At 69.5% G+C, this 17,459-nt stretch carries 20 protein-coding genes; 13 read left to right on the top strand and 7 right to left on the bottom strand.

Annotation, left to right across the window (positions count from 1 at the left end; genetic code table 11):
- The 7 genes from Q8Q71_RS01475 to Q8Q71_RS01505 all read left to right on the top strand — a co-directional run.
- Positions 1-444: murein hydrolase activator EnvC (locus Q8Q71_RS01475; protein ID WP_305757874.1), on the top strand; the 444-nt coding region annotated here is incomplete at its 5' end.
- A gap of 128 nt (positions 445-572) precedes the next feature.
- Positions 573-878: a preprotein translocase subunit YajC gene (gene yajC / locus Q8Q71_RS01480; protein WP_305758067.1), complete on the top strand. Its 306-nt coding sequence runs from the start codon at positions 573-575 to the stop codon at positions 876-878.
- Between the two features lie 29 nt (positions 879-907).
- On the top strand, positions 908-2,500 hold the full coding sequence (gene secD / locus Q8Q71_RS01485; RefSeq protein WP_305757875.1) for a protein translocase subunit SecD: 1,593 nt from the start codon (positions 908-910) through the stop codon (positions 2,498-2,500).
- An 8-nt stretch (positions 2,501-2,508) separates the two neighbouring features.
- Positions 2,509-3,513, top strand: coding sequence for a protein translocase subunit SecF (gene secF / locus Q8Q71_RS01490; protein ID WP_305757876.1), 1,005 nt, complete (start codon positions 2,509-2,511; stop codon positions 3,511-3,513).
- Between the two features lie 128 nt (positions 3,514-3,641).
- Entirely contained in the window at positions 3,642-4,262 is a 621-nt protein-coding gene (locus Q8Q71_RS01495; RefSeq protein ID WP_305757877.1) for a hypothetical protein, read from the top strand.
- Positions 4,255-4,890, top strand: coding sequence for a squalene/phytoene synthase family protein (locus tag Q8Q71_RS01500; RefSeq protein WP_305757878.1), 636 nt, complete (start codon positions 4,255-4,257; stop codon positions 4,888-4,890). The genes Q8Q71_RS01495 and Q8Q71_RS01500 overlap by 8 nt, the downstream gene beginning before the upstream one ends.
- Positions 4,891-4,966: 76 nt before the next feature.
- Positions 4,967-5,485: a nuclear transport factor 2 family protein gene (locus tag Q8Q71_RS01505; protein WP_305757879.1), complete on the top strand. Its 519-nt coding sequence runs from the start codon at positions 4,967-4,969 to the stop codon at positions 5,483-5,485.
- A gap of 6 nt (positions 5,486-5,491) precedes the next feature.
- Here Q8Q71_RS01505 and Q8Q71_RS01510 read toward each other — a convergent pair whose 3' ends face one another.
- Entirely contained in the window at positions 5,492-6,376 is an 885-nt protein-coding gene (locus Q8Q71_RS01510; protein ID WP_305757880.1) for an oxygenase MpaB family protein, read from the bottom strand.
- Between the two features lie 153 nt (positions 6,377-6,529).
- On the opposite strand from Q8Q71_RS01510, the gene Q8Q71_RS01515 reads away from it, so the two are divergent.
- Positions 6,530-7,072 (top strand): cytochrome b, encoded by a 543-nt coding sequence (locus Q8Q71_RS01515; RefSeq protein WP_305757881.1) that lies wholly within the window; start codon positions 6,530-6,532, stop codon positions 7,070-7,072.
- On the opposite strand, the gene trmFO is transcribed toward Q8Q71_RS01515, so the two are convergent.
- A complete protein-coding gene (gene trmFO, locus Q8Q71_RS01520) occupies positions 7,073-8,476 on the bottom strand; it encodes a methylenetetrahydrofolate--tRNA-(uracil(54)-C(5))-methyltransferase (FADH(2)-oxidizing) TrmFO (protein ID WP_305757882.1) in 1,404 nt (467 codons plus the stop codon).
- A 64-nt stretch (positions 8,477-8,540) separates the two neighbouring features.
- On the opposite strand from trmFO, the gene Q8Q71_RS01525 reads away from it, so the two are divergent.
- Together Q8Q71_RS01525 and Q8Q71_RS01530 are read left to right on the top strand one after the other, a co-directional pair.
- Positions 8,541-9,449 carry a hypothetical protein gene (locus Q8Q71_RS01525; RefSeq protein ID WP_305757883.1) on the top strand — a complete coding sequence of 303 codons (909 nt, stop codon included), beginning with the start codon at positions 8,541-8,543 and terminating at the stop codon, positions 9,447-9,449.
- Positions 9,450-9,540: 91 nt separating this feature from the next.
- Positions 9,541-10,479 carry a CPBP family intramembrane glutamic endopeptidase gene (locus tag Q8Q71_RS01530; RefSeq protein ID WP_305757884.1) on the top strand — a complete coding sequence of 313 codons (939 nt, stop codon included), beginning with the start codon at positions 9,541-9,543 and terminating at the stop codon, positions 10,477-10,479.
- Between the two features lie 4 nt (positions 10,480-10,483).
- Here the strand turns inward: Q8Q71_RS01530 and uvrA are convergent, their stop codons facing one another.
- Entirely contained in the window at positions 10,484-13,390 is a 2,907-nt protein-coding gene (gene uvrA / locus Q8Q71_RS01535; RefSeq protein ID WP_305757885.1) for an excinuclease ABC subunit UvrA, read from the bottom strand.
- A 230-nt stretch (positions 13,391-13,620) separates the two neighbouring features.
- Between uvrA and Q8Q71_RS01540 the strand changes: the two genes are divergently transcribed.
- Complete coding sequence (locus Q8Q71_RS01540) at positions 13,621-14,067, top strand: hypothetical protein (RefSeq protein WP_305757886.1); 447 nt, start codon at positions 13,621-13,623, stop codon at positions 14,065-14,067.
- Here the strand turns inward: Q8Q71_RS01540 and Q8Q71_RS01545 are convergent.
- Entirely contained in the window at positions 14,064-14,555 is a 492-nt protein-coding gene (locus Q8Q71_RS01545; protein ID WP_305757887.1) for a group III truncated hemoglobin, read from the bottom strand. The genes Q8Q71_RS01540 and Q8Q71_RS01545 overlap by 4 nt on opposite strands.
- 147 nt (positions 14,556-14,702) lie before the next feature.
- Between Q8Q71_RS01545 and Q8Q71_RS01550 the strand changes: the two genes are divergently transcribed.
- Complete coding sequence (locus Q8Q71_RS01550; protein ID WP_305757888.1) at positions 14,703-14,843, top strand: hypothetical protein; 141 nt, start codon at positions 14,703-14,705, stop codon at positions 14,841-14,843.
- Between the two features lie 125 nt (positions 14,844-14,968).
- Here the strand turns inward: Q8Q71_RS01550 and Q8Q71_RS01555 are convergent, their stop codons facing one another.
- The 3 genes from Q8Q71_RS01555 to Q8Q71_RS01565 are packed head-to-tail and all read right to left on the bottom strand — an operon-like array spanning position 14,969 to position 16,820.
- Entirely contained in the window at positions 14,969-15,412 is a 444-nt protein-coding gene (locus tag Q8Q71_RS01555) for a flagellar basal-body protein FlbY (protein ID WP_305757889.1), read from the bottom strand.
- A complete protein-coding gene (locus Q8Q71_RS01560) occupies positions 15,409-15,711 on the bottom strand; it encodes a rod-binding protein (protein WP_305757890.1) in 303 nt (100 codons plus the stop codon). Before Q8Q71_RS01560 ends, Q8Q71_RS01555 begins: the two co-directional genes overlap by 4 nt.
- Before the next feature lie 2 nt (positions 15,712-15,713).
- Positions 15,714-16,820, bottom strand: coding sequence for a flagellar basal body P-ring protein FlgI (locus tag Q8Q71_RS01565; RefSeq protein ID WP_305757891.1), 1,107 nt, complete (start codon positions 16,818-16,820; stop codon positions 15,714-15,716).
- Between the two features lie 183 nt (positions 16,821-17,003).
- Here Q8Q71_RS01565 and Q8Q71_RS01570 point away from each other — a divergent pair, with 183 nt between their 5' ends.
- On the top strand, positions 17,004-17,429 hold the full coding sequence (locus Q8Q71_RS01570) for a flagellar assembly protein FliX (RefSeq protein ID WP_305757892.1): 426 nt from the start codon (positions 17,004-17,006) through the stop codon (positions 17,427-17,429).
- Positions 17,430-17,459: the final 30 nt, after the last annotated feature.

The raw sequence follows: 17,459 nt of genomic DNA on the forward strand, positions 1-17,459 counted from the left end.
CCGCGCCAGCCGGCGGCCACGGCCGCCCCCGTCGCCGCCCCGCCCGCCGCCAGCACGGTGAGCCTGGACTGGCCGGTGCGCGGCGACATCCTGCGCCGGTTCGGGCCGGTCGGCCTGGGCGAGCGTAACAACGGCGTCAACATCGGCGCTCCGGCGGGGGCCGAGGTGCGCGCCGCCGCCGCCGGCCGCGTCGGCTATGTCGGCGACGACCTGGCCGGGCAGGGGCTGACCGTGCTGATCGTGCACCGCGACGGCTGGCGCTCGGTCTATGGCCACCTCGGTTCGGCCGTGGTGCGCGACGGCGACGACATCCGCGCCGGCCAGCAGATCGGCACGGTCGGAAACACCGCCGGGGACGGCCGGCCCTCGATCCATTTCGAGACCTGGCGCATGCGCGGCGACGAGCCGACGGCCGTCGATCCGCTGACCGTGTTGCCGCGATAACGCAAATCGGCGCCGCCGCGACGGCTCGCGTTGCAAAGCGCGGCGGCGCGCCCTAGTTTCCGCGCCTCATTTTCAAGGGCCGCGTCGCGCGGCTCCAGACGTTCGCGGAGACCATCGTGCAGGAACTTATGGCGGGGCCGTTCGGCACCCTGATCTTCTTCGTCCCCGTGATCATCCTGTTCTATTTCATGATGATCCGTCCGCAGCAGAAGGCGATGAAGGCCCACCAGGCGCTGGTCTCCGGCCTGAAGCGCGGCGACACCGTGGTGCTGTCGAACGGCATGATCGGCAAGGTCACCCGCGTCGAGAACGACGAGGCCATGGTCGAGATCGCCCAGGGCGTGAACGTCCGGGTGGTCAAGCAGATGATCACCCAGGTCCGCGACCGCACCGCCGTGGCCGCGAACGACGCCAAGTCGATCGCCAAGTCCTGACGCCGTTCTGAAAGGTCGGGGACGCCCGCATGGTTCATCTGTCGCGCTGGAAGGTCGTCCTTCTCGCCCTGTCGCTCGTCCTCGGGCTGCTGTTCTCCTACGGCAACGCCCTGTCCCCGGCGCAGCGCGAGGCCCTGCCGGCCTGGCTGCCCAAACCGACCCTGAACCTGGGCCTTGACCTTCAGGGCGGGTCCTACCTGCTGCTGCAGGTCGACGTCGACGCCATGCGCGAGAAGCGGGTCGCCAACCTCAGCGAGGACGCGCGCCAGACCCTGTCGGAGGCGCGCATCGCCGTCAGCGGCATCGCGCGCGACGGAAACGGCGTGCTGGTGACCCTGAGCAATCCGGCCCAGATGGATCCCGCCGTCACGGCCCTGCGCAATCTGCTGGGCGCCGGCGGCGTCGGGTTGGCCTCGGATCGCACGGTCGCCCGCCAGGGCGCCGTCGGCATCCGCTACGCCTTCACCGACGCGGCCATCACGGCCATGGGGCCGACCGCGGTCGACCAGTCGATCGAGGTGGTGCGCCGCCGTATCGACAGCCTGGGCACCCGCGAACCCTCGATCACCCGCCAGGGCGCCGAACGGATCGTGGTCCAGGCCCCCGGCGAGAGCGATCCCACCCAGCTGGAGCGGGTCATCGGCCAGACGGCCCAGCTGACCTTCCAGATGGTGGACGTCGAGAATTCGATCCAGGAGGCCCTCGCCGGCGCCGTCCCGCCCGACGCCGAGGTGCTGCTGGGCCAGGACGGCACCCCCTACCTCGTGAAGCGCCGGATCATCGTCTCGGGCGAGAATCTGGTCGACGCCAACGTCACCACCGACCAGAGCAACCGCCCGGCCATCGGCTTCCGCTTCGACGGACAGGGCGCGCGCCGCTTCGGCGACACCACGGCGGCCAACATCGGCAAGCCCTTCGCCATCATCCTCGACGGCAAGGTGATCTCGGCCCCGACGATCAACAGCGCCATCACCGGCGGCAGCGGCATCATCGAGGGCAGTTTCACCATCGCCTCGGCCTCGGAGCTGGTGAACCTGCTGAACGGCGGCTCGCTGCCGGCGCCGCTGACGGTCGAGGAACGCCGCAGCGTGACGGCCTCGCTGGGCGCCGACGCGGTGCGGGCGGGCCAGCTGGCCACCCTGATCGCCTTCGCCGGCGTGCTGGTCTTCATGGTCCTGTCGTACGGGTTCCTGTTCGGCGGCATCTCGGTCGTGGCCCTGCTGATGAACGGCATCCTGATCATCGCCGCCATGTCGATGACAGGGGCCACCCTGACCCTGCCGGGCATCGCCGGCCTGATCCTGACCCTGGCCATGGCCGTGGACGCCAACGTCCTGATCTATGAGCGGATGCGCGACGAGGCCAACGCCGGGCGCTCGCCCATCGCGGCCATGGACGCCGGCTTCAACCGGGCCATGGTGACCATCGTCGACGCCAACCTGACCACCATTCTCGCCGCCCTGATCATGTTCTGGTTCGGGGCCGGGCCGGTGCGCGGCTTCGCCTGGACCCTGTCGATCGGGGTGGTGACCTCGGTCTTCACCGCCGTGCTGGTCACCCAGGTGCTGCTCGCCTTCTGGCTCCGCCTGCGGCGGCCCAAAAAACTGCCGATCGCGTCGTGAGGTCGCCCATGTCCAAATTCTGGCCCCTCATCAAACTCCTGCCGATCAAGACGAACCTGCAATTCGTCAAATACGCCAAGCTGTTCGGCTCGCTGTCGATTCTGCTGGTGCTCGGGTCGATCTTCTTCACCGTCTGGCCGGCCGACAACAAATGCGGCGGCCTGACCTGCGGCGTGGACTTCCTCGGCGGCAATCTGATCGAGATGTCGACCCGGCCCGATCCCGTTGACCTCGCCGAGATCCGCGCGAGCCTGAACGGGCTGGGTGTGCCCGACGCCCAGGTGCAGAGCTATTCCGTGCCCGGCTCGGACCCGACCGGGCGCTATCACGCCATGGCCAAATTCGGCAACATCGAGGGCGCCACGGCCACCGAGACGATCAACCGGGTCAAGGCGGGCCTGAGCCAGGACCTCGGTCCCCAGGTCGAGTTCACGCGCACCGAGGCCGTCGGCGCGGCGGTCTCCGGCGAGCTGCTGACCAACGGCGTCATGGCCCTGATCGTCGCGATCCTGCTGATGATGGTCTACATCTGGTTCCGCTTCGAATGGCAGTTCGGCCTCGGGGCGGTGATCGGCCTGTTCCACGATGTGATCCTGACCTTCGGCCTGTTCGCGATCACCGGCATGGAGTTCAGCCTGACCGCGGTGGCCTCCGTGCTGACGGTGATCGGCTATTCGATGAACGACACCGTCGTGGTCTATGACCGGATCCGCGAGAACCTGCGCAAGTACAAGAAGATGCCGCTGGGCGAGCTGATCGACCTGTCGATCAACGAGACCCTGTCCCGCACCATCATGACCGGCGTCACCGCCCTGTTCGCCCTCGGCGTGCTGGCGGTGCTGGGCGGCGGGCCGCTGCAGCCCTTCGCCATCGCCCTGATCTTCGGCATCGTGGTCGGCACCTATTCCTCGGTCTATGTCGCCGCCCCCGTCCTCCTGCTCTGGGGCGTCAAGCGCGGCGCCAAGGACGAGGAGGCCAAGCCGATCAAGCTGGGCATGGCCAGCCGGCCGTAGGGACGGCGAAAGACCCCACAGTCTTTCGGTTTTTGTCGCAGGCCGGCGGCGCTATGGTGCCGGTTCAATGAGTCGCGCCGCCCCGCCGGGCGCGCGGCGTTCCTGAAGCGCCCGGGGAGGGGCGGACCATGGGCAAGCTGCTGTCGAACTTCCGCACCACCATCCTGCTGAGCCTCGTGCTCGCCGGCGTGATGATCCTCTCGTTCGGGCGGATCGCGCCCGGCGGTTTCGACCAGGGCTTCTGGCAGGCGACGCTGCGCTGGGCGCACGTCGTGGCCGGCATCCTGTGGATCGGCCTGCTGTACTATTTCAACTTCGTCCAGATCCGGGTGATGCCCAACATCCCCGCCGAGCTGAAGCCGGCCATCGGCAAGCATATCGCGCCCGAGGCCCTGTTCTGGTTCCGCTGGTCGGCGCTGGCGACGGTGCTGGCGGGGCTCGGCGTCATGCTGATGCGCGGCCACGCCTACGCCGCCGAGGTCCTGAGCTTCGGCTTCGCCGGCGGCCTGGTCGAGGGCGACCAGCAGTATGCGCTGATGGGAATCGGCGTCTGGCTGGCCATCGTCATGTTCCTCAATGTCTGGGGGATCATCTGGCCGAACCAGAAGCGGGCCCTGGGCATCGTCCCGGCCGAGGACGACGTGAAGGCGAAGTCCGCGCGGATCGCTATGCTGGCCAGCCGCACCAATCTGCTGCTGTCGCTGCCGATGCTGACCTCGATGGCGATGTATCAGACCCTGTTTGGCTGATCCGGCGGATACCCTCGACGCCCAGGTCCGCGCCGCCGACATCGACCGGTGGCTGTCCAGCCGGTTCGTGGCCGAAGAACGGCCGCGCGCGGACCTGATCGTCCTCTACGCTTTTGAGGCAGAGCTGATGGCGATCCCGACGCGGGTCACCCAGCCGCTGCTGGCCGAGATGCGCTACGTCTGGTGGCGCGAGCAGATGGACGGGGTCTTCGCGGCCGCGCCGCGCAAGGGTCATCCGGTGCTGGAGGCCCTGGCCGGGGTGGTCGCGCGTTACGGGCTGGAGCGGGCGCCGTTCGACGCCCTGATCGAGGCCCACATCGGCCGGGCGCACGGCGAGCCGCACGATCTGGACGCCTTCTACGTCGGGCCGATGCAGACGGCGGTTCAGGTGCTGGCCGGGCCGGGGTTCGCGGCGGCCGTCGTCGAGGCCGGTCGGGTGCGGGGGCTGGCGCAGACGGGTCAACGGGATCGGGCGGAGGCCCTGAAGGCCGCCGCCAACCGGGCGCTCTCCGACCTGCCGGTGCAGGCCTTTCCGGCCGTGGCCGCCGCTGCGCTGACGCGACCGGAGGCGCCCGAATTCGTCAAGCGGCTGGCGCTGGTCGTCGCCTCGCTGCGTGGCCGCATCTGACGCCGCAAGGTCATCGACCTGCGCCGGGAAACCGTGCAGGCTCCACGGATCGTTGATCGGCCAAGCCGGGGGTTCCATGACCGTTCGCACTATCCTGATCGCGGCCCTGACGGCCGTCGGCGCCCTGGGTATTCCGATGGCCGCCGCGGCGCAGGAGCCCGACGCCACGACGACCGCCGATCTCGCGGGCGACGCGGCCAACATGGCCGTGCTTGACCGGTTTTATCGCGCCTTGAGTGCGAACGACGGCGCTGCTGTCGCCGAGCTGCTGAACGGCGCCCGGATCTGGGGCGGGGGAAGCGACGGCGCGCTGTTCGTCGACGGCGGTCCCTATGACACCGACGCCGCGCTGCTCGCGGGCGTCTTCGGCCGCATCGACCCGCGGTTCGAGTTCCTTTCGGGGTATGCGGGCTCCTATCTGCCCAGCGGCGACCGGGTCGTGGCGCTTGGCAGCTTTCTGTGGGCCGACCGGTCGACCGGGCGGGCGGTCGAGATTCCGTTCGCCCATGTCTTCACCTTCCGGGACGGCGAGATCACCCGTCTGGAGCATTACACTGACACCAGCGGGGCGCTGGATGTGGCGACGCCCGGCTGATCGACCTCAGTCGCGCGGCCACACGGTCACATCCGCCGGCCAGACTTCGTGGTTGGGCGAGCCCTCGTAGGCCCAGCCCAGGGCGCCGGCCAGGGCGCGGGCCCCGGCCCGGACGGCAGGCTTCGGCGGGGTTCTCAGGCCCTGCATCGCCCGGGCCCAGTCCGGCAGCAGATCGACCCCCGCCTGCATGATCACGGCCGAGGCAGCGTCTGTGAGCGCCGCGCCGACCGACTGGTTCAGCACCAGCTGCGCCACCTCGCGCGTGCGGGCGTCAGCCCGCAGGGCCGGGCGCATCGACCGGATGAGGGTTTCGGCCGAGGCGCGGTCGCGGGGAACGGGGTCGGCGCCGAGCCGCCCGGCGACCACGGCCATCTCGGCGAAATAGCGGTCCTGGTCGGCCATCGACATGCCGGGCTCGGCGTAGCGGATCCAGGCGGTCAGGAAGCTGATCGCCTCGGTGACGTGCACCCAAGCCAGCAGGGCGGGATCGCTGACCCGATAGGGCGTTCCATCCGGCAGGACGCCTCCGATCCGGTCGTGGATGCCGCGCACCCGGTCGATGGCGGCGAGGCCATGCTCCGCATGGTCGTAGGTGGTGACGGCGATGAATTTGGCCGTGCGCCGCAGCCGGCCGTGCATGTCGGAGCGGAAGTCGGAATGGTCCCAGACCCCGGCCAGCACCGCCGGATGCAGCATCTGCAGCAACAGGCCCGAGACGCCGCCGATCATCATGGTGACGATGTCGCCATTGACCCGCCAGGCCACGGAGTCCGTCGCAAACAGGGCGTCGGCCCGCCGCAGGATGGGGCGTTCGCCCCTCGAGGCGTCGTTGAACAACTCGGTGATGCGCCGGCGGATGGCGGCCCTGGCGGGTTCGAGGGAGGCGGGCATTCGGGTCCGGGCGTGCGGTCGCGGGAGACCGGGCGATACCATGAACGAACCCGCGGCGGCATCGCCCCGGTGCATCCGGAAGACGGTTTGCGCTGGATCAACGATCTTCACCGGGCGACCGCGCAGCCTGATCCGGATTTGAGGAGTCGGACCATGAGTCTCGCCGAACCCAAGCTTTCGTCTCCGGCCTACAGCCGCCTGTCGGTCGCCCTGCACTGGCTGACGCTGCTGCTGCTGGCGGCGGTCTATGCGACGATCCTGCTGCGCGAGGGGTATCCGCGCGGCAGCGAAATCCGCGCGGCCTTGAAGGCGTGGCATTTCAGCCTGGGGCTGACGGTGTTCGCCCTGGTCTGGGTGCGGTTGATCGCCCGCCGGCTCGGCGGAATCCGACACCGGCCGGGCGGCGCCGCGGCCTGGGCCGCCGCCCTGATGCATCTGGCGCTGTACGGCTTCATGATCGCCATGCCCCTGCTGGGCTGGCTCACCCTCAGCGCCGAGGGCGATCCGGTGCAGCTGTTCGGCCTCGGCCTGCCGCCGCTGACCGGACCGAACGAGGCGCTGGCCGAACAGGCCGAGGAGATTCACGAGACGCTGGGTACGATCGGTTACTGGCTGGTCGGCCTGCACGCGGCGGCGGCCCTGTTCCACCATTATGTGCTCAGGGACGGGACTCTGCGGCGGATGACCGCCTGGTGATCAGGCCGCGTCATCGCGCCAGGCTTTCAGGGCCTCCAGCGCCCGGACGCTCATCAGCCGTTTCTTCGCCCGGCCGCGCTCCTTGAGCGGAATCCTGACGCCGGCTTCGTCGACCTTCGGCGCCTCGAGCGGCGGCAGAAGGCCGTAGTTGATGTTCATCGGCTGGAATTTGGAGATGCCGCCGGGGCCGTCGAGGTGGCCGCCGGTGATGTGTTCGACCAGGGCGCCGATGGCGGTGTGGACCGGCGGCGCCTCAAGCGGCTTGCCCAGCCGTTCGGCGGCGGCGAGGCGGCCCGTCAGAAGGCCCATGGCGGCGCTCTCGACATAGCCCTCGACGCCCGTGACCTGACCGGCGAAGCGCAGGCGCGGCATGGCCTTGAGGCGGAGCTGGCGGTCCAGCAGCTTGGGCGAGTTGAGAAAGGTGTTGCGGTGCAGGCCGCCGAGGCGGGCGAACTGCGCCTCGTGCAGGCCGGGGATCATGCGGAAGACCTCGGCCTGGGCGCCGTGCTTCAGCTTGGTCTGGAAGCCGACCATGTTGAACAGGGTGCCGAGCGCATTGTCCTGGCGCAGCTGGACGATGGCGTATGCTTTCACTTGCGGGTCGCGCGGGTTGGTCAGGCCGACGGGCTTCATCGGGCCGTGGCGCAGGGTTTCGCGGCCGCGCTCGGCCATGACCTCGATGGGCAGGCAGCCGTCGAAATAGGGGACGTTCTCCCACTCCTTGAACTCCGCCTTGGGGCCGGCCAGCAGGGCGTCGATGAAGGCCTCGTACTGTTCCTTGTTCATGGGGCAGTTGACGTAGGCCGCGGCGTCGCCGCCCGGGCCTTCCTTGTCGTAGCGCGACTGGCGCCAGGCGATGTCGAAGTCGATCGAGTCCGCGTGGACGATGGGGGCGATGGCGTCGAAGAAGCTGAGCGCGTCCTCGCCGGTCAGGTCAAGGATGGCGGCGGCCAGGGCCGGGGAGGTCAGCGGGCCGGTGGCGACGATGACATTGTCCCAGTCCGCGGGCGGCAGGCCGGCGATCTCCTCGCGGACGATGGTCACCAGCGGGTGGGCCTCGAGCTTCGCGGTGACGGCCCCGGAGAAGCCGTCGCGGTCGACGGCGAGGGCGCCGCCGGCCGGGACCTGATGGGCGTCGCCGCAGGCCATGATAATCGAGTCGAGCGCCCGCATCTCGGCGTGCAGCAGGCCGACGGCGTTGTGCTCCCAGTCGTCCGAGCGGAAGGAGTTGGAGCAGACCAGCTCCGCCAGGCCGTCGGTGTGGTGGGCGTCGGTCCGGACGCCGGGCACGCCGCGCATCTCGTGCAGGACCACGGGGACACCCGCGTTGGCGATCTGCCAGGCGGCTTCCGAGCCGGCGAGGCCGCCGCCGACGACGTGGATGGGCTGGATGGTTTCCGTCATGCGCGGCTTCTAGCGGCGGCGATCCCGCTGGGATAGGCTCGCCAGACTTCAGGGGGAGGATTCCATGGCGTTTTCAGCGACGGACGCGGCGTTCGAAGGGTTCAGGGTGGTGCGACGACACCCCATGGCCCTGGTGTTCTGGTCCCTGTTCTACGGGATCGTCATGGCCGCGGCCTTCGCCGTGATGGGCCCCAGCCTGATCGAATTCGTTACCGCGTCGGAACAGCTCGAGCAGTCCGGCGCGACGCCGACGCTGGAGGATTTCGCGCCCCTCTTCCAGATGATGGGCGTCATCTTCGCCATCCTGTTGCCGCTCAGCCTGATCGCGAGCGCCATGATCTACGCCGCGGTGTCGCGCTCCGTGCTGCGACCCGCCGAGAGCAGTTTCGGCTATCTGCGGCTGGGCATGGACGAGGTCCGGGTGCTGGTCGTCTCCGTCGTGCTGTTCATCGTCTTCACGCTCCTGATGGGCCTCGTCTTCGGGATCGTCGGCGCGGTCGGCGGCATGGCCGTCGCGGGCGAGGCGCCGGCGCTGTGGCTGGTGGTGGTCCTGCTGGTCTGCGCCGCCATCGCCCTGTTCGTCTGGCTGGCCGTGCGGCTCAGCCTCGCCATCCCGATCACCATGGCGGAGCGGCGGATCGCCATCTTCGACTCCTTCGGCGTCACCAAGGGCCGGTTCTGGCCGCTGCTGGGCATGGCCCTGCTGGCCGGGGTGATGAGTCTCGTGGTCAGCTTCCTGGGATCCCTGGTGTCGCTGCCGTTGCGGCTGGCGACGGGCGGCCTGGAAGATCTGGGCGCGCTGGATGGCGAAAGCCTGCCCGCCATCCTCCAGGCCGCCTGGCCGGCCATCGCCGCCTGGGTGGTGATCAACGCCATCCTGTCCGCGCTGCAGGTGGCGGTCGTCTATGCGCCGTTCTCGGCCGCCTATCGCGACATCAAGGGCGCCCAGCCCAACGCGGCGGTGTTCGACTAGGTCGCCGCGCGGGCAATCCGCTGGCCGGCGCATCCATTCCGCGGCGCCGCGGCCTCATGCCAGGACGGATCACTGTCACGGGGAGCGCCGCATGGCCGGCATCGAACTTTACGCCGGGCGCAAGCGGAGGCATCGCCGGACATGGACGATCGCCGCGGTCGTTCTGGGCGCGGTCTTCATGGTCGGCGGCGAAGTGGGGGCGCTTCTGCCGGCGATAAGGGCGGGTTTCGTCACCCCCGGAGGCGGCTCCGACGGCTGGCCGCAACTGGCCTATGAACTCGGCGCGGCCTTCGGTCTGGCCACCCTCCTGGTGCTGCTCTGGGCCCGGCTGTTCGAACGGCGCGGCCCGGCCGCCCTCGGCCTGAACGCCCGGGGGCCGATCCGCTTCCTGCGCGGCTACGGGCTGGGCCTGGCCTTCCTGTCCGCCGTGGTCGGGGTGATCTGGATATCCGGCGGCTATGGGGTCGAGGGAGCGGGGGCGTTCGGCTCCGCCGCCGTCGGCGCCGCCCTGCTGCCCATCGGCGTCCTGATGCTGGGTTTCATGATCCAGGGCTCGGCGGAAGAGATCCTGTTCCGCGGCTGGCTGATGCAGCTGATCGCCTCGCGGCACGGGCTGTGGATCGCCGTCATCGCCAATTCGGTCCTGTTCGCCCTGGCTCATGCCGGCAACATCCAGCCATCGAGTGAGCTGGCTGTCGGCCTGGCCAACATCGTCCTGTTCGGCCTGTTCATCAGCCTCTACGCCGCGCGCGAGGGCTCGCTATGGGGGGCGTGCGGCTGGCACGCGGCGTGGAACTGGCTGTTGGGCCTCGGCTTCGGCCTCGAGGTGTCGGGGATGAAGATCGAGACCCTGCCGCTGATCACAGACCTGACGGCCGCGCCGGGCGCGGCCTGGTGGCTGACCGGCGGGGCCTTCGGACCGGAGGCCAGCCTGGTCGCCACGGCGGTGCTGCTGACCGGCACGGTCGTGCTGGCGCTGCGCGGCCCGACGCGGGACCACGGCGTGGAGGCGGCGCCCGCCGCGGCCTGAGCCGTCAGGCGCTCTTTCTGAGCGCCGCGACCCGGGCCTTGCGGCGGGTTTCGTGGCGGTCGAGGATCTCCTTGAGGTATTTGCCGGTCCAGCTCTTCGGATTGGCGGCGACCTGTTCGGGGGTGCCGACCGCGACGATCTCGCCGCCGCCGTCGCCGCCCTCGGGGCCGAAGTCTAGCAGCCAGTCGGCGACCTTGATGACGTCGAGATTGTGCTCGATCACCACGATGGTGTTGCCGTTCTCGACCAGCTCCTGGAGCACCTCCAGCAGTTTGCGCGTATCCTCGAAATGCAGGCCCGTGGTGGGCTCATCGAGGATGTAGAGGGTCTTGCCGGTGGCCCGCTTTGACAACTCCTTCGATAGCTTGACCCGCTGGGCCTCGCCGCCCGAGAGGGTGGTGGCGGACTGACCGACCTTGACGTAGCCGAGGCCGACGCGGTTCAGGGTCAGCATCTTGTCGCGGATCGAGGGCACGGCCTTGAAGAAGCTGGCGGCCTCTTCAACCGTCATGTCCAGAACGTCGGATATGCTCTTGCCCTTGAAGACGATTTCCAGCGTTTCGCGATTGTAGCGCCTGCCCTTGCAGACGTCGCAGGTGACGTAGACGTCGGGCAGGAAATGCATCTCGATCTTGATCAGGCCGTCGCCCTGACAGGCCTCGCAGCGGCCGCCCTTGACGTTGAAGCTGAAGCGGCCCGGCCCGTAACCACGGGCCTTGGACTCCGGCAGGCCGGCGTACCAGTCGCGGATCGGACCGAAGGCGCCGGTATATGTGGCCGGGTTCGAACGCGGGGTGCGGCCGATGGGCGACTGGTCGATGTCGATGACCTTGTCGAACATCTCCAGCCCCTCGATGCGGTCGAAGGGGGCCGGGGCGTCCGAGGCGTTGTGCAGCCGGCGGGCGGCGGCCTTGTAGAGGGTCTCGATGGTGAAGGTCGACTTGCCGCCCCCGGACACGCCGGTGACGCAGGTGAACAGGCCGGCGGGGATCTCGCCGGTGACGCTCTTGAGGTTGTTGCCGGTGGCGCCGCTGATCCTGAGCATCTTCTTGCGGTCGATCGGGCGACGGCCGTCGGCCGGCAGTTCGATCTCGCGCTCTCCGGTCAGGTATTTGGCGGTCAGGGAATTGGAATTGGCCATGACCTCGGCCGGCGTGCCCTGGGCGCAGACCTCGCCGCCGTGGACGCCGGCGGCGGGGCCCATGTCGATGACGTAGTCGGCGGTCAGGATCGCTTCCTCGTCGTGCTCGACGACGAGGACGGAGTTGCCGAGGTCGCGGAGACCCCGAAGGGACTCCAGCAGTCGACTGTTGTCGCGCTGGTGCAGGCCGATGGACGGCTCGTCGAGGACGTAGAGCACGCCGGTCAGGCCCGAGCCGATCTGGGAGGCGAGGCGGATGCGCTGGCTCTCGCCGCCGGACAGGGTGCCCGAGGCGCGCGACAGGCTCAGGTAGTCGAGGCCGACGTTGTTCAGGAAGCGCAGCCGGTCGGTGATCTCCTTCAGGACGCGGCGGCCGATCTCCATCTGCTTGTCGGTCAGCTTGTCGTTCAGGGCCGTGAACCACTCGTGGGCGTGTTTGATCGACAGCCACGACACCTCGGCGATGTCCGTGGCCGCGACCTTGACCGCCAGGGCCTCGGGCTTGAGGCGTTTGCCGAGACAGACCTCGCACGGGGTCTCGGACTGGAACCGGCCCAGCTCCTCGCGCACCCATGAGGAATCGGTCTCGCGCCAGCGACGTTCGAGGTTGGGCAGCACGCCCTCGAAGGCCTTGGAGACCTCGTATTTGCGGGCGTTGTCGTCGTAGGTGAATTTGATCTTGTCGCCGCCCGAGCCGCGCAGGATGACGTCCTGGGCCTGCTGAGGCAGGTCGCGCCACGCCACATCCATCGAGAAGCCGTAGTGGCGGCTCAGCGACTGCAGCGTCTGGGTGTAGAGGGGCGAGGGGCCGCGCGACCACGGCGCGACGGCGCCCTTGTGCAGGGTCTTGTCGCGGTCGGGGATGACCAGGTCGGCGTCGAAGGCCAGTTTGACGCCGAGGCCGTCGCAGGCCGGGCAGGCGCCGAAGGGGTTGTTGAACGAGAACAGCCGCGGCTCGATCTCGGAGATGGTGAAGCCGGAGACGGGGCAGGCGAATTTCTCGGAGAAGGTCAGGCGGCGCGGCGCGGTCTCGCCCTCGGCGACATTGGCCCACTCGGCCACGGCGATGCCGTCGGCCAGACCCAGGGCGGTCTGCAGGCTGTCGGCGTAGCGGCTCTCAAGCCCCTGTTTGGTGACGATGCGGTCCACGACGATGTCGATGTCGTGCTTGAACTTCTTGTCGAGCGTCGGGGCGTCCTCGATGGCGTAGTACTCGCCGTCGATCTTGACGCGCTGGAAGCCCGCGCGCTGCCACTCGGCCATTTCCTTGCGGTATTCGCCCTTGCGGCCGCGGACGACCGGGGCCAGCAGCATCAGCCGCTCGCCCTCGGGCAGGGCGGTCAGCTTGTCGACCATCATCGAGATGGTCTGGCTCTCGATCGGCAGGCCGGTCGCGGGAGAGTAGGGCACGCCGACACGCGCCCACAGCAGGCGCATGTAGTCGTGGATCTCGGTCACCGTGCCGACGGTCGAGCGGGGGTTCTTCGAGGTGGTCTTCTGCTCGATGGAGATGGCCGGCGACAGGCCCTCGATCAGGTCGACGTCGGGCTTGCCCATCAGCTCCAGGAACTGGCGGGCGTAGGCGCTCAGGCTCTCGACATAGCGGCGCTGGCCCTCGGCGTAGATGGTGTCGAAGGCGAGCGAGCTTTTGCCCGATCCCGACAGGCCGGTCATGACCACGAGCTGCTCGCGCGGGATGTCGAGATCGACGCCCTTGAGATTGTGCTCGCGGGCGCCGCGCACGCGGATGAAGTTGTGCTTTTCGGTCATGAGGCCTGAAGGCTTGGGAATCCGGGAACGCGGCGGGGCCGCGGAGGGTCCGGCGCGACGCCGCTATATGGGGACCAATTCGCGGATTTCAGCAAGAACAATGTGAGAACATTGCGGCGAACGCAGCGCCTGCTGACAGCATATGGCAGCAGGCCCGGGCCGGGCGGGGCGCCCGAGGCATTGCCGTTCCATTGACCGCCGACTAGCGTCGGATTGCAGGGGAGAAGATCATGCAACGCAGACGGGTCCTGGGGTTGATGGCGGCGTGCGGCCTCGCGGCGTGTTCCATGCCGAGCCTGGAGGCGGACCCGCAGCGGGCGGCGGAAGCCCATGCATTGTACGGCGATCTGGTCGAGGGGCGGGACGACGCCCTGCTGGCGCGCATGTCGTCCGGCAACGACCCGGCGACGGTGCGGGCCCAACTGCCGATGATCCGCACCTTCGCGCCCGCCGGACCGGCGCCCGAGCCGAAGCCGCTCGGCTGGAACGCCAACGCCAGCACCAATGGCCAGCGCTATTCCGTGGCCCAGGAATACGAATACCCGGACCGGATCGTCCGGGCCGACACCACCTTCCTCAAGGAGGGAGAGGCGTGGAAGGTCGAGAGCTTCAACGTCAACGCCCGTATGAAGCCGGGCCTCGCTGCTCCGGCGGCCGAGCCCGCCCCGCCCGCCTAGGTCCCCGGCGGCGACCACGCCTGGGTGGGCCGCAGATACCGTTCGCCCTTGCGCAGCAGGACGCCTCCGGCCCCGGCGATTCCCAGCTCGAGGCTCTCTGCGATGCGGCGGGCGCGTTCGGTGAAATGGGCGGCGGCGACGGGCGGACAGACCTCGGCGGCGGTGGCCTCGAACAGCTCAAGCCAGCGGTCGAAATGGCGGGCGTCGACGGGCAGGGGCAGATGTTTGGGCATCGGCCGGCCGTGATAGACGCCGCTCATCAGCGCCACCGAGGACCAGAACAGCCGCATCTGTTCCAGATGGGGCCCCCAGTCCGCGATCCGTTCGGCGAAGACCGGACCGAGCAGCGGGTCGGCGCGCGCGCGATCGTAAAAGGCGTCGACGAGGCGGGCGATCATGGGTTCGTCGATGCCGGTCTCGGCCCGGATCTGTTCGACGATCCCCTCGCGACGGCTCGCGGGGGACCCGGTTTCGGACGGCGGCTGCATCACGCGAACCTAGGCGTTCGGACCGGCCTTCGCCATTCCGGACGATCCCGTAGCTGTGCCGGGCGTCTCCGCGGCGGAAAAACGCTTGCGCCGCCGCCGCTTCGCCCCCATCCTTGGATTTCGAGCGAGTATCACTGGAGTTCGACGATGATGATCAGCGCCCTGGAAATCGGTTTCGCCCTTTCCGCTCCGCTGCTCGTGCTCGCCTATGTCGTCTTCCAGCCCCGCCCCAGGCCCGTCCCCATCCGCATTCGTGACGCCCGGTCGCGTCGCGGCCCGCACGCCTGACGGCCACACCCTCTTTTCCGACCTGAGCCTCGCCTTCGGGCGTGAGCGCATCGGCGTCGTCGGCCGGACGCCCGGTCGCGCCTGGTCGCCAGGGCGTTGACGCCCACGACAGCGCCGTATCGACCTCAGGCCTGGCGGTTGAAGGCCACGGCGCGGCCGTCGCCGGCGTTGGCCTTGCCCGAGGCGCCATAGGCCGACGGGCTGCCGCGCTGACCGGCGACCTCGGCGGCGATGGTGCGGACAAGGCCTTCGGAGATGACGCGCGCCGCCTCGACGGCCCGGGCGTGGCGAGAGAGCACGGCCTCGAAGGCCTCGGTGGCGCGGATCAGCGCCTTGCGGTCGGCGACCGGAGCCGCGGCGACCGAGGCGGGGTTGGCCTTCAGCTGGGCCGACTCCCGGCGATAGAGATTGGCCAGATCCTGAGTTTCGGCCAGGGCGGCGGCGGCGTCGTGCGGCCGGTGGGCCTCGAAGGCCCTGGACTCCTGGTCGAGGCGCGCGGTCAGCCGGGTGGTCAGGTCGGTCAGCTGGCGGACCCGGGCGGTGGCGTTGATGACGGCGGTCCCGGTCATGCGGCGGGCTCCTGGGCTTCCTGCATCTTCAGCATCTGGGCGACGACCTGATCGGCCAGGCCGATGCCGCCGGCGCGAACGGTCTGTTTGGCCATGGCCTCGACGAGGAAGCCGCGCCAGGTGCCCTCGGCCTCGCCGCCGCCGAACGGGGCCTCGGTCGACAGGCCCTCGAACATGGGCTTCAGCATCTGGGCCAGGAAGGAGGCCTCGAAGGCCTCGGCGGTCTCGCGCATGCGGGCGGTTGGGGCGGCCGGCGCCGCGGGGACCAGGGCGGCCGGGGAGACGATCGGATCGCTCATGCTCACATCACCTCGATGTCGGCCTGGAGGGCGCCGGCGGCCTTGATGGCCTGCAGGATGCTGATCATGTCGCGCGGGCTGACGCCGAGGGCGTTGAGGCCGTTGACCAGGGTGGACAGGGAGGTTCCGCCGCCGACGATGCGCATCTGGCGGCCCAGTTCCTCCTCGACGGCCACGTCGGACTGGGGGACAACGACGGTTTCACCGCCGCGGCTGAAGGGTTCGGGCTGGCTGACCCGGGGGCTCTCCTGCACCGATATGGTCAGATTGCCCTGGGCGATGGCGACGGTGGAGACGCGAACCGCGTCGCCCATGACGATGACGCCGTTGACCTCGTCGATGATGACCCGGGCCGGGGAATCGACCTGGACCTCGAGGTTCTCGACCCGGCTGATGAAGCCGGCCATGCCCATCTGGCCCGGCGCGCGCAGGGCGACGACCGTGCCGTTCTCGGCCAGGGCGGTGTTGGGATAGACCTGGTTGATGGCGGCGGCCATGCGCTGGGCCGTGGTGAAGTCCGGATTGCGCAGGGTCAGCCGGACCTCGCTCATATTGGCCAGATGGAAGCCGGTCTCGCGCTCGACCGTGGCGCCCGAGGCGATGCGTCCGGCGGTGGGCACGCCGCGCGTGACCGAGGAACCGGAGGCGCCGCCGCCCGAGACCGCGCCGGTCTGCACCGACCCCTGGGCCACCGCATAGACCTCGCCGTCGGCGCCCTGCAGGCTGGTGACCAGCAGGGTGCCGCCCAGCAGGCTCTTGGCGTCGCACATCGAGGCGACGTTGACGTCGATCCGGGCGCCGGGGGTAGAGAAGGGCGGCAGTTCGGCCGTCACCATGATGGCGGCCATGTTCTTGGAGTTGGCGTTGGCGCCGCGAATGTTGACGCCGAGCCGCTCGGTCATGCCCTCGAGCGACTGGCGGGTGAACGGGCAGTTGCGCAGGGAGTCGCCCGTGCCGTTCAGGCCGACCACCAGGCCGTAGCCGACCAGCTGGTTGGAGCGGACGCCCTCGACCGCGGCGATGTCCTTGATCCGCGACTGGGCTTCCGCCCCCGAAGCGAATCCGGCCACGGCGGCGGCGGTCAGGAAGGCGGCGAGCAGTTTCTGCATAGGCGGGGCGTCCACGAACTGTTGCCCGCCGCCTCATGCGAGGGATGTGCCAGATGGAAAATGTAATGAAAACAGCGCAAGGCGATCCTGCGGGGCGGGGCTGAGCGGCAGAAACTGCCGGGCCGTTAACCAAACGGTGACGGGGCGCCCGCGATGGTCGGCCATGTGCTGGAGTCGCTTTCCATGAAGGTCACAGGCCCGTCCGGTCCATCCCCGGCCCAGGGGCCGCGCGCGGCCCGCCCCGGCGGCGGGTTTTCGGTGCCGTCAGCCGGCGCCGGCGCCGCGACCGGCGCGGCGGCGTCGGCCTCGGCCGTGTCGGGGGTGAACACGGTCTCGGCCCTGATGGCCCTGCAGGGGGTCGAGGACGCCACGGAGCGGCGCCGGCGCGCGATCCGCCGCGGCGGCGGCCTGCTGGACCGGCTGGAGGAGTTGAAACTGGCCCTGCTGCAGGGCGAGGCGGGGGAAGGGGCCGTCGAGCAACTGTCCCGGACCCTGCGCGAGGAGCGTCCGAGCGACGCCGACGAGGGTCTGAACGGCCTTCTGGACCAGATCGACCTGCGGGCCGCGGTGGAACTGGCCAAGGCCGAACTTCGCCGCAGTGCAGCATAAGTCTTGGAAAACCCTTGTAAAACATAGCCG

The organism is Brevundimonas sp. (assembly GCF_030704825.1).
Lineage (GTDB): Bacteria > Pseudomonadota > Alphaproteobacteria > Caulobacterales > Caulobacteraceae > Brevundimonas.

Bases quoted from the DNA above. Each gene is read 5' to 3' on its own strand.
- yajC (WP_305758067.1), top strand. From the start codon at position 573: ATGGCGGGGCCGTTCGGCACCCTGATCTTCTTCGTCCCCGTGATCATC.
- secD (WP_305757875.1), top strand. From the start codon at position 908: ATGGTTCATCTGTCGCGCTGGAAGGTCGTCCTTCTCGCCCTGTCGCTC.
- secF (WP_305757876.1), top strand. From the start codon at position 2,509: ATGTCCAAATTCTGGCCCCTCATCAAACTCCTGCCGATCAAGACGAAC.
- Q8Q71_RS01495 (WP_305757877.1), top strand. From the start codon at position 3,642: ATGGGCAAGCTGCTGTCGAACTTCCGCACCACCATCCTGCTGAGCCTC.
- Q8Q71_RS01505 (WP_305757879.1), top strand. From the start codon at position 4,967: ATGACCGTTCGCACTATCCTGATCGCGGCCCTGACGGCCGTCGGCGCC.
- Q8Q71_RS01510 (WP_305757880.1), bottom strand. From the start codon at position 6,376: ATGCCCGCCTCCCTCGAACCCGCCAGGGCCGCCATCCGCCGGCGCATC.
- Q8Q71_RS01515 (WP_305757881.1), top strand. From the start codon at position 6,530: ATGAGTCTCGCCGAACCCAAGCTTTCGTCTCCGGCCTACAGCCGCCTG.
- trmFO (WP_305757882.1), bottom strand. From the start codon at position 8,476: ATGACGGAAACCATCCAGCCCATCCACGTCGTCGGCGGCGGCCTCGCC.
- Q8Q71_RS01525 (WP_305757883.1), top strand. From the start codon at position 8,541: ATGGCGTTTTCAGCGACGGACGCGGCGTTCGAAGGGTTCAGGGTGGTG.
- Q8Q71_RS01530 (WP_305757884.1), top strand. From the start codon at position 9,541: ATGGCCGGCATCGAACTTTACGCCGGGCGCAAGCGGAGGCATCGCCGG.
- uvrA (WP_305757885.1), bottom strand. From the start codon at position 13,390: ATGACCGAAAAGCACAACTTCATCCGCGTGCGCGGCGCCCGCGAGCAC.
- Q8Q71_RS01540 (WP_305757886.1), top strand. From the start codon at position 13,621: ATGCAACGCAGACGGGTCCTGGGGTTGATGGCGGCGTGCGGCCTCGCG.
- Q8Q71_RS01545 (WP_305757887.1), bottom strand. From the start codon at position 14,555: ATGCAGCCGCCGTCCGAAACCGGGTCCCCCGCGAGCCGTCGCGAGGGG.
- Q8Q71_RS01550 (WP_305757888.1), top strand. From the start codon at position 14,703: ATGATGATCAGCGCCCTGGAAATCGGTTTCGCCCTTTCCGCTCCGCTG.
- Q8Q71_RS01555 (WP_305757889.1), bottom strand. From the start codon at position 15,412: ATGACCGGGACCGCCGTCATCAACGCCACCGCCCGGGTCCGCCAGCTG.
- Q8Q71_RS01560 (WP_305757890.1), bottom strand. From the start codon at position 15,711: ATGAGCGATCCGATCGTCTCCCCGGCCGCCCTGGTCCCCGCGGCGCCG.
- Q8Q71_RS01565 (WP_305757891.1), bottom strand. From the start codon at position 16,820: ATGCAGAAACTGCTCGCCGCCTTCCTGACCGCCGCCGCCGTGGCCGGA.
- Q8Q71_RS01570 (WP_305757892.1), top strand. From the start codon at position 17,004: ATGAAGGTCACAGGCCCGTCCGGTCCATCCCCGGCCCAGGGGCCGCGC.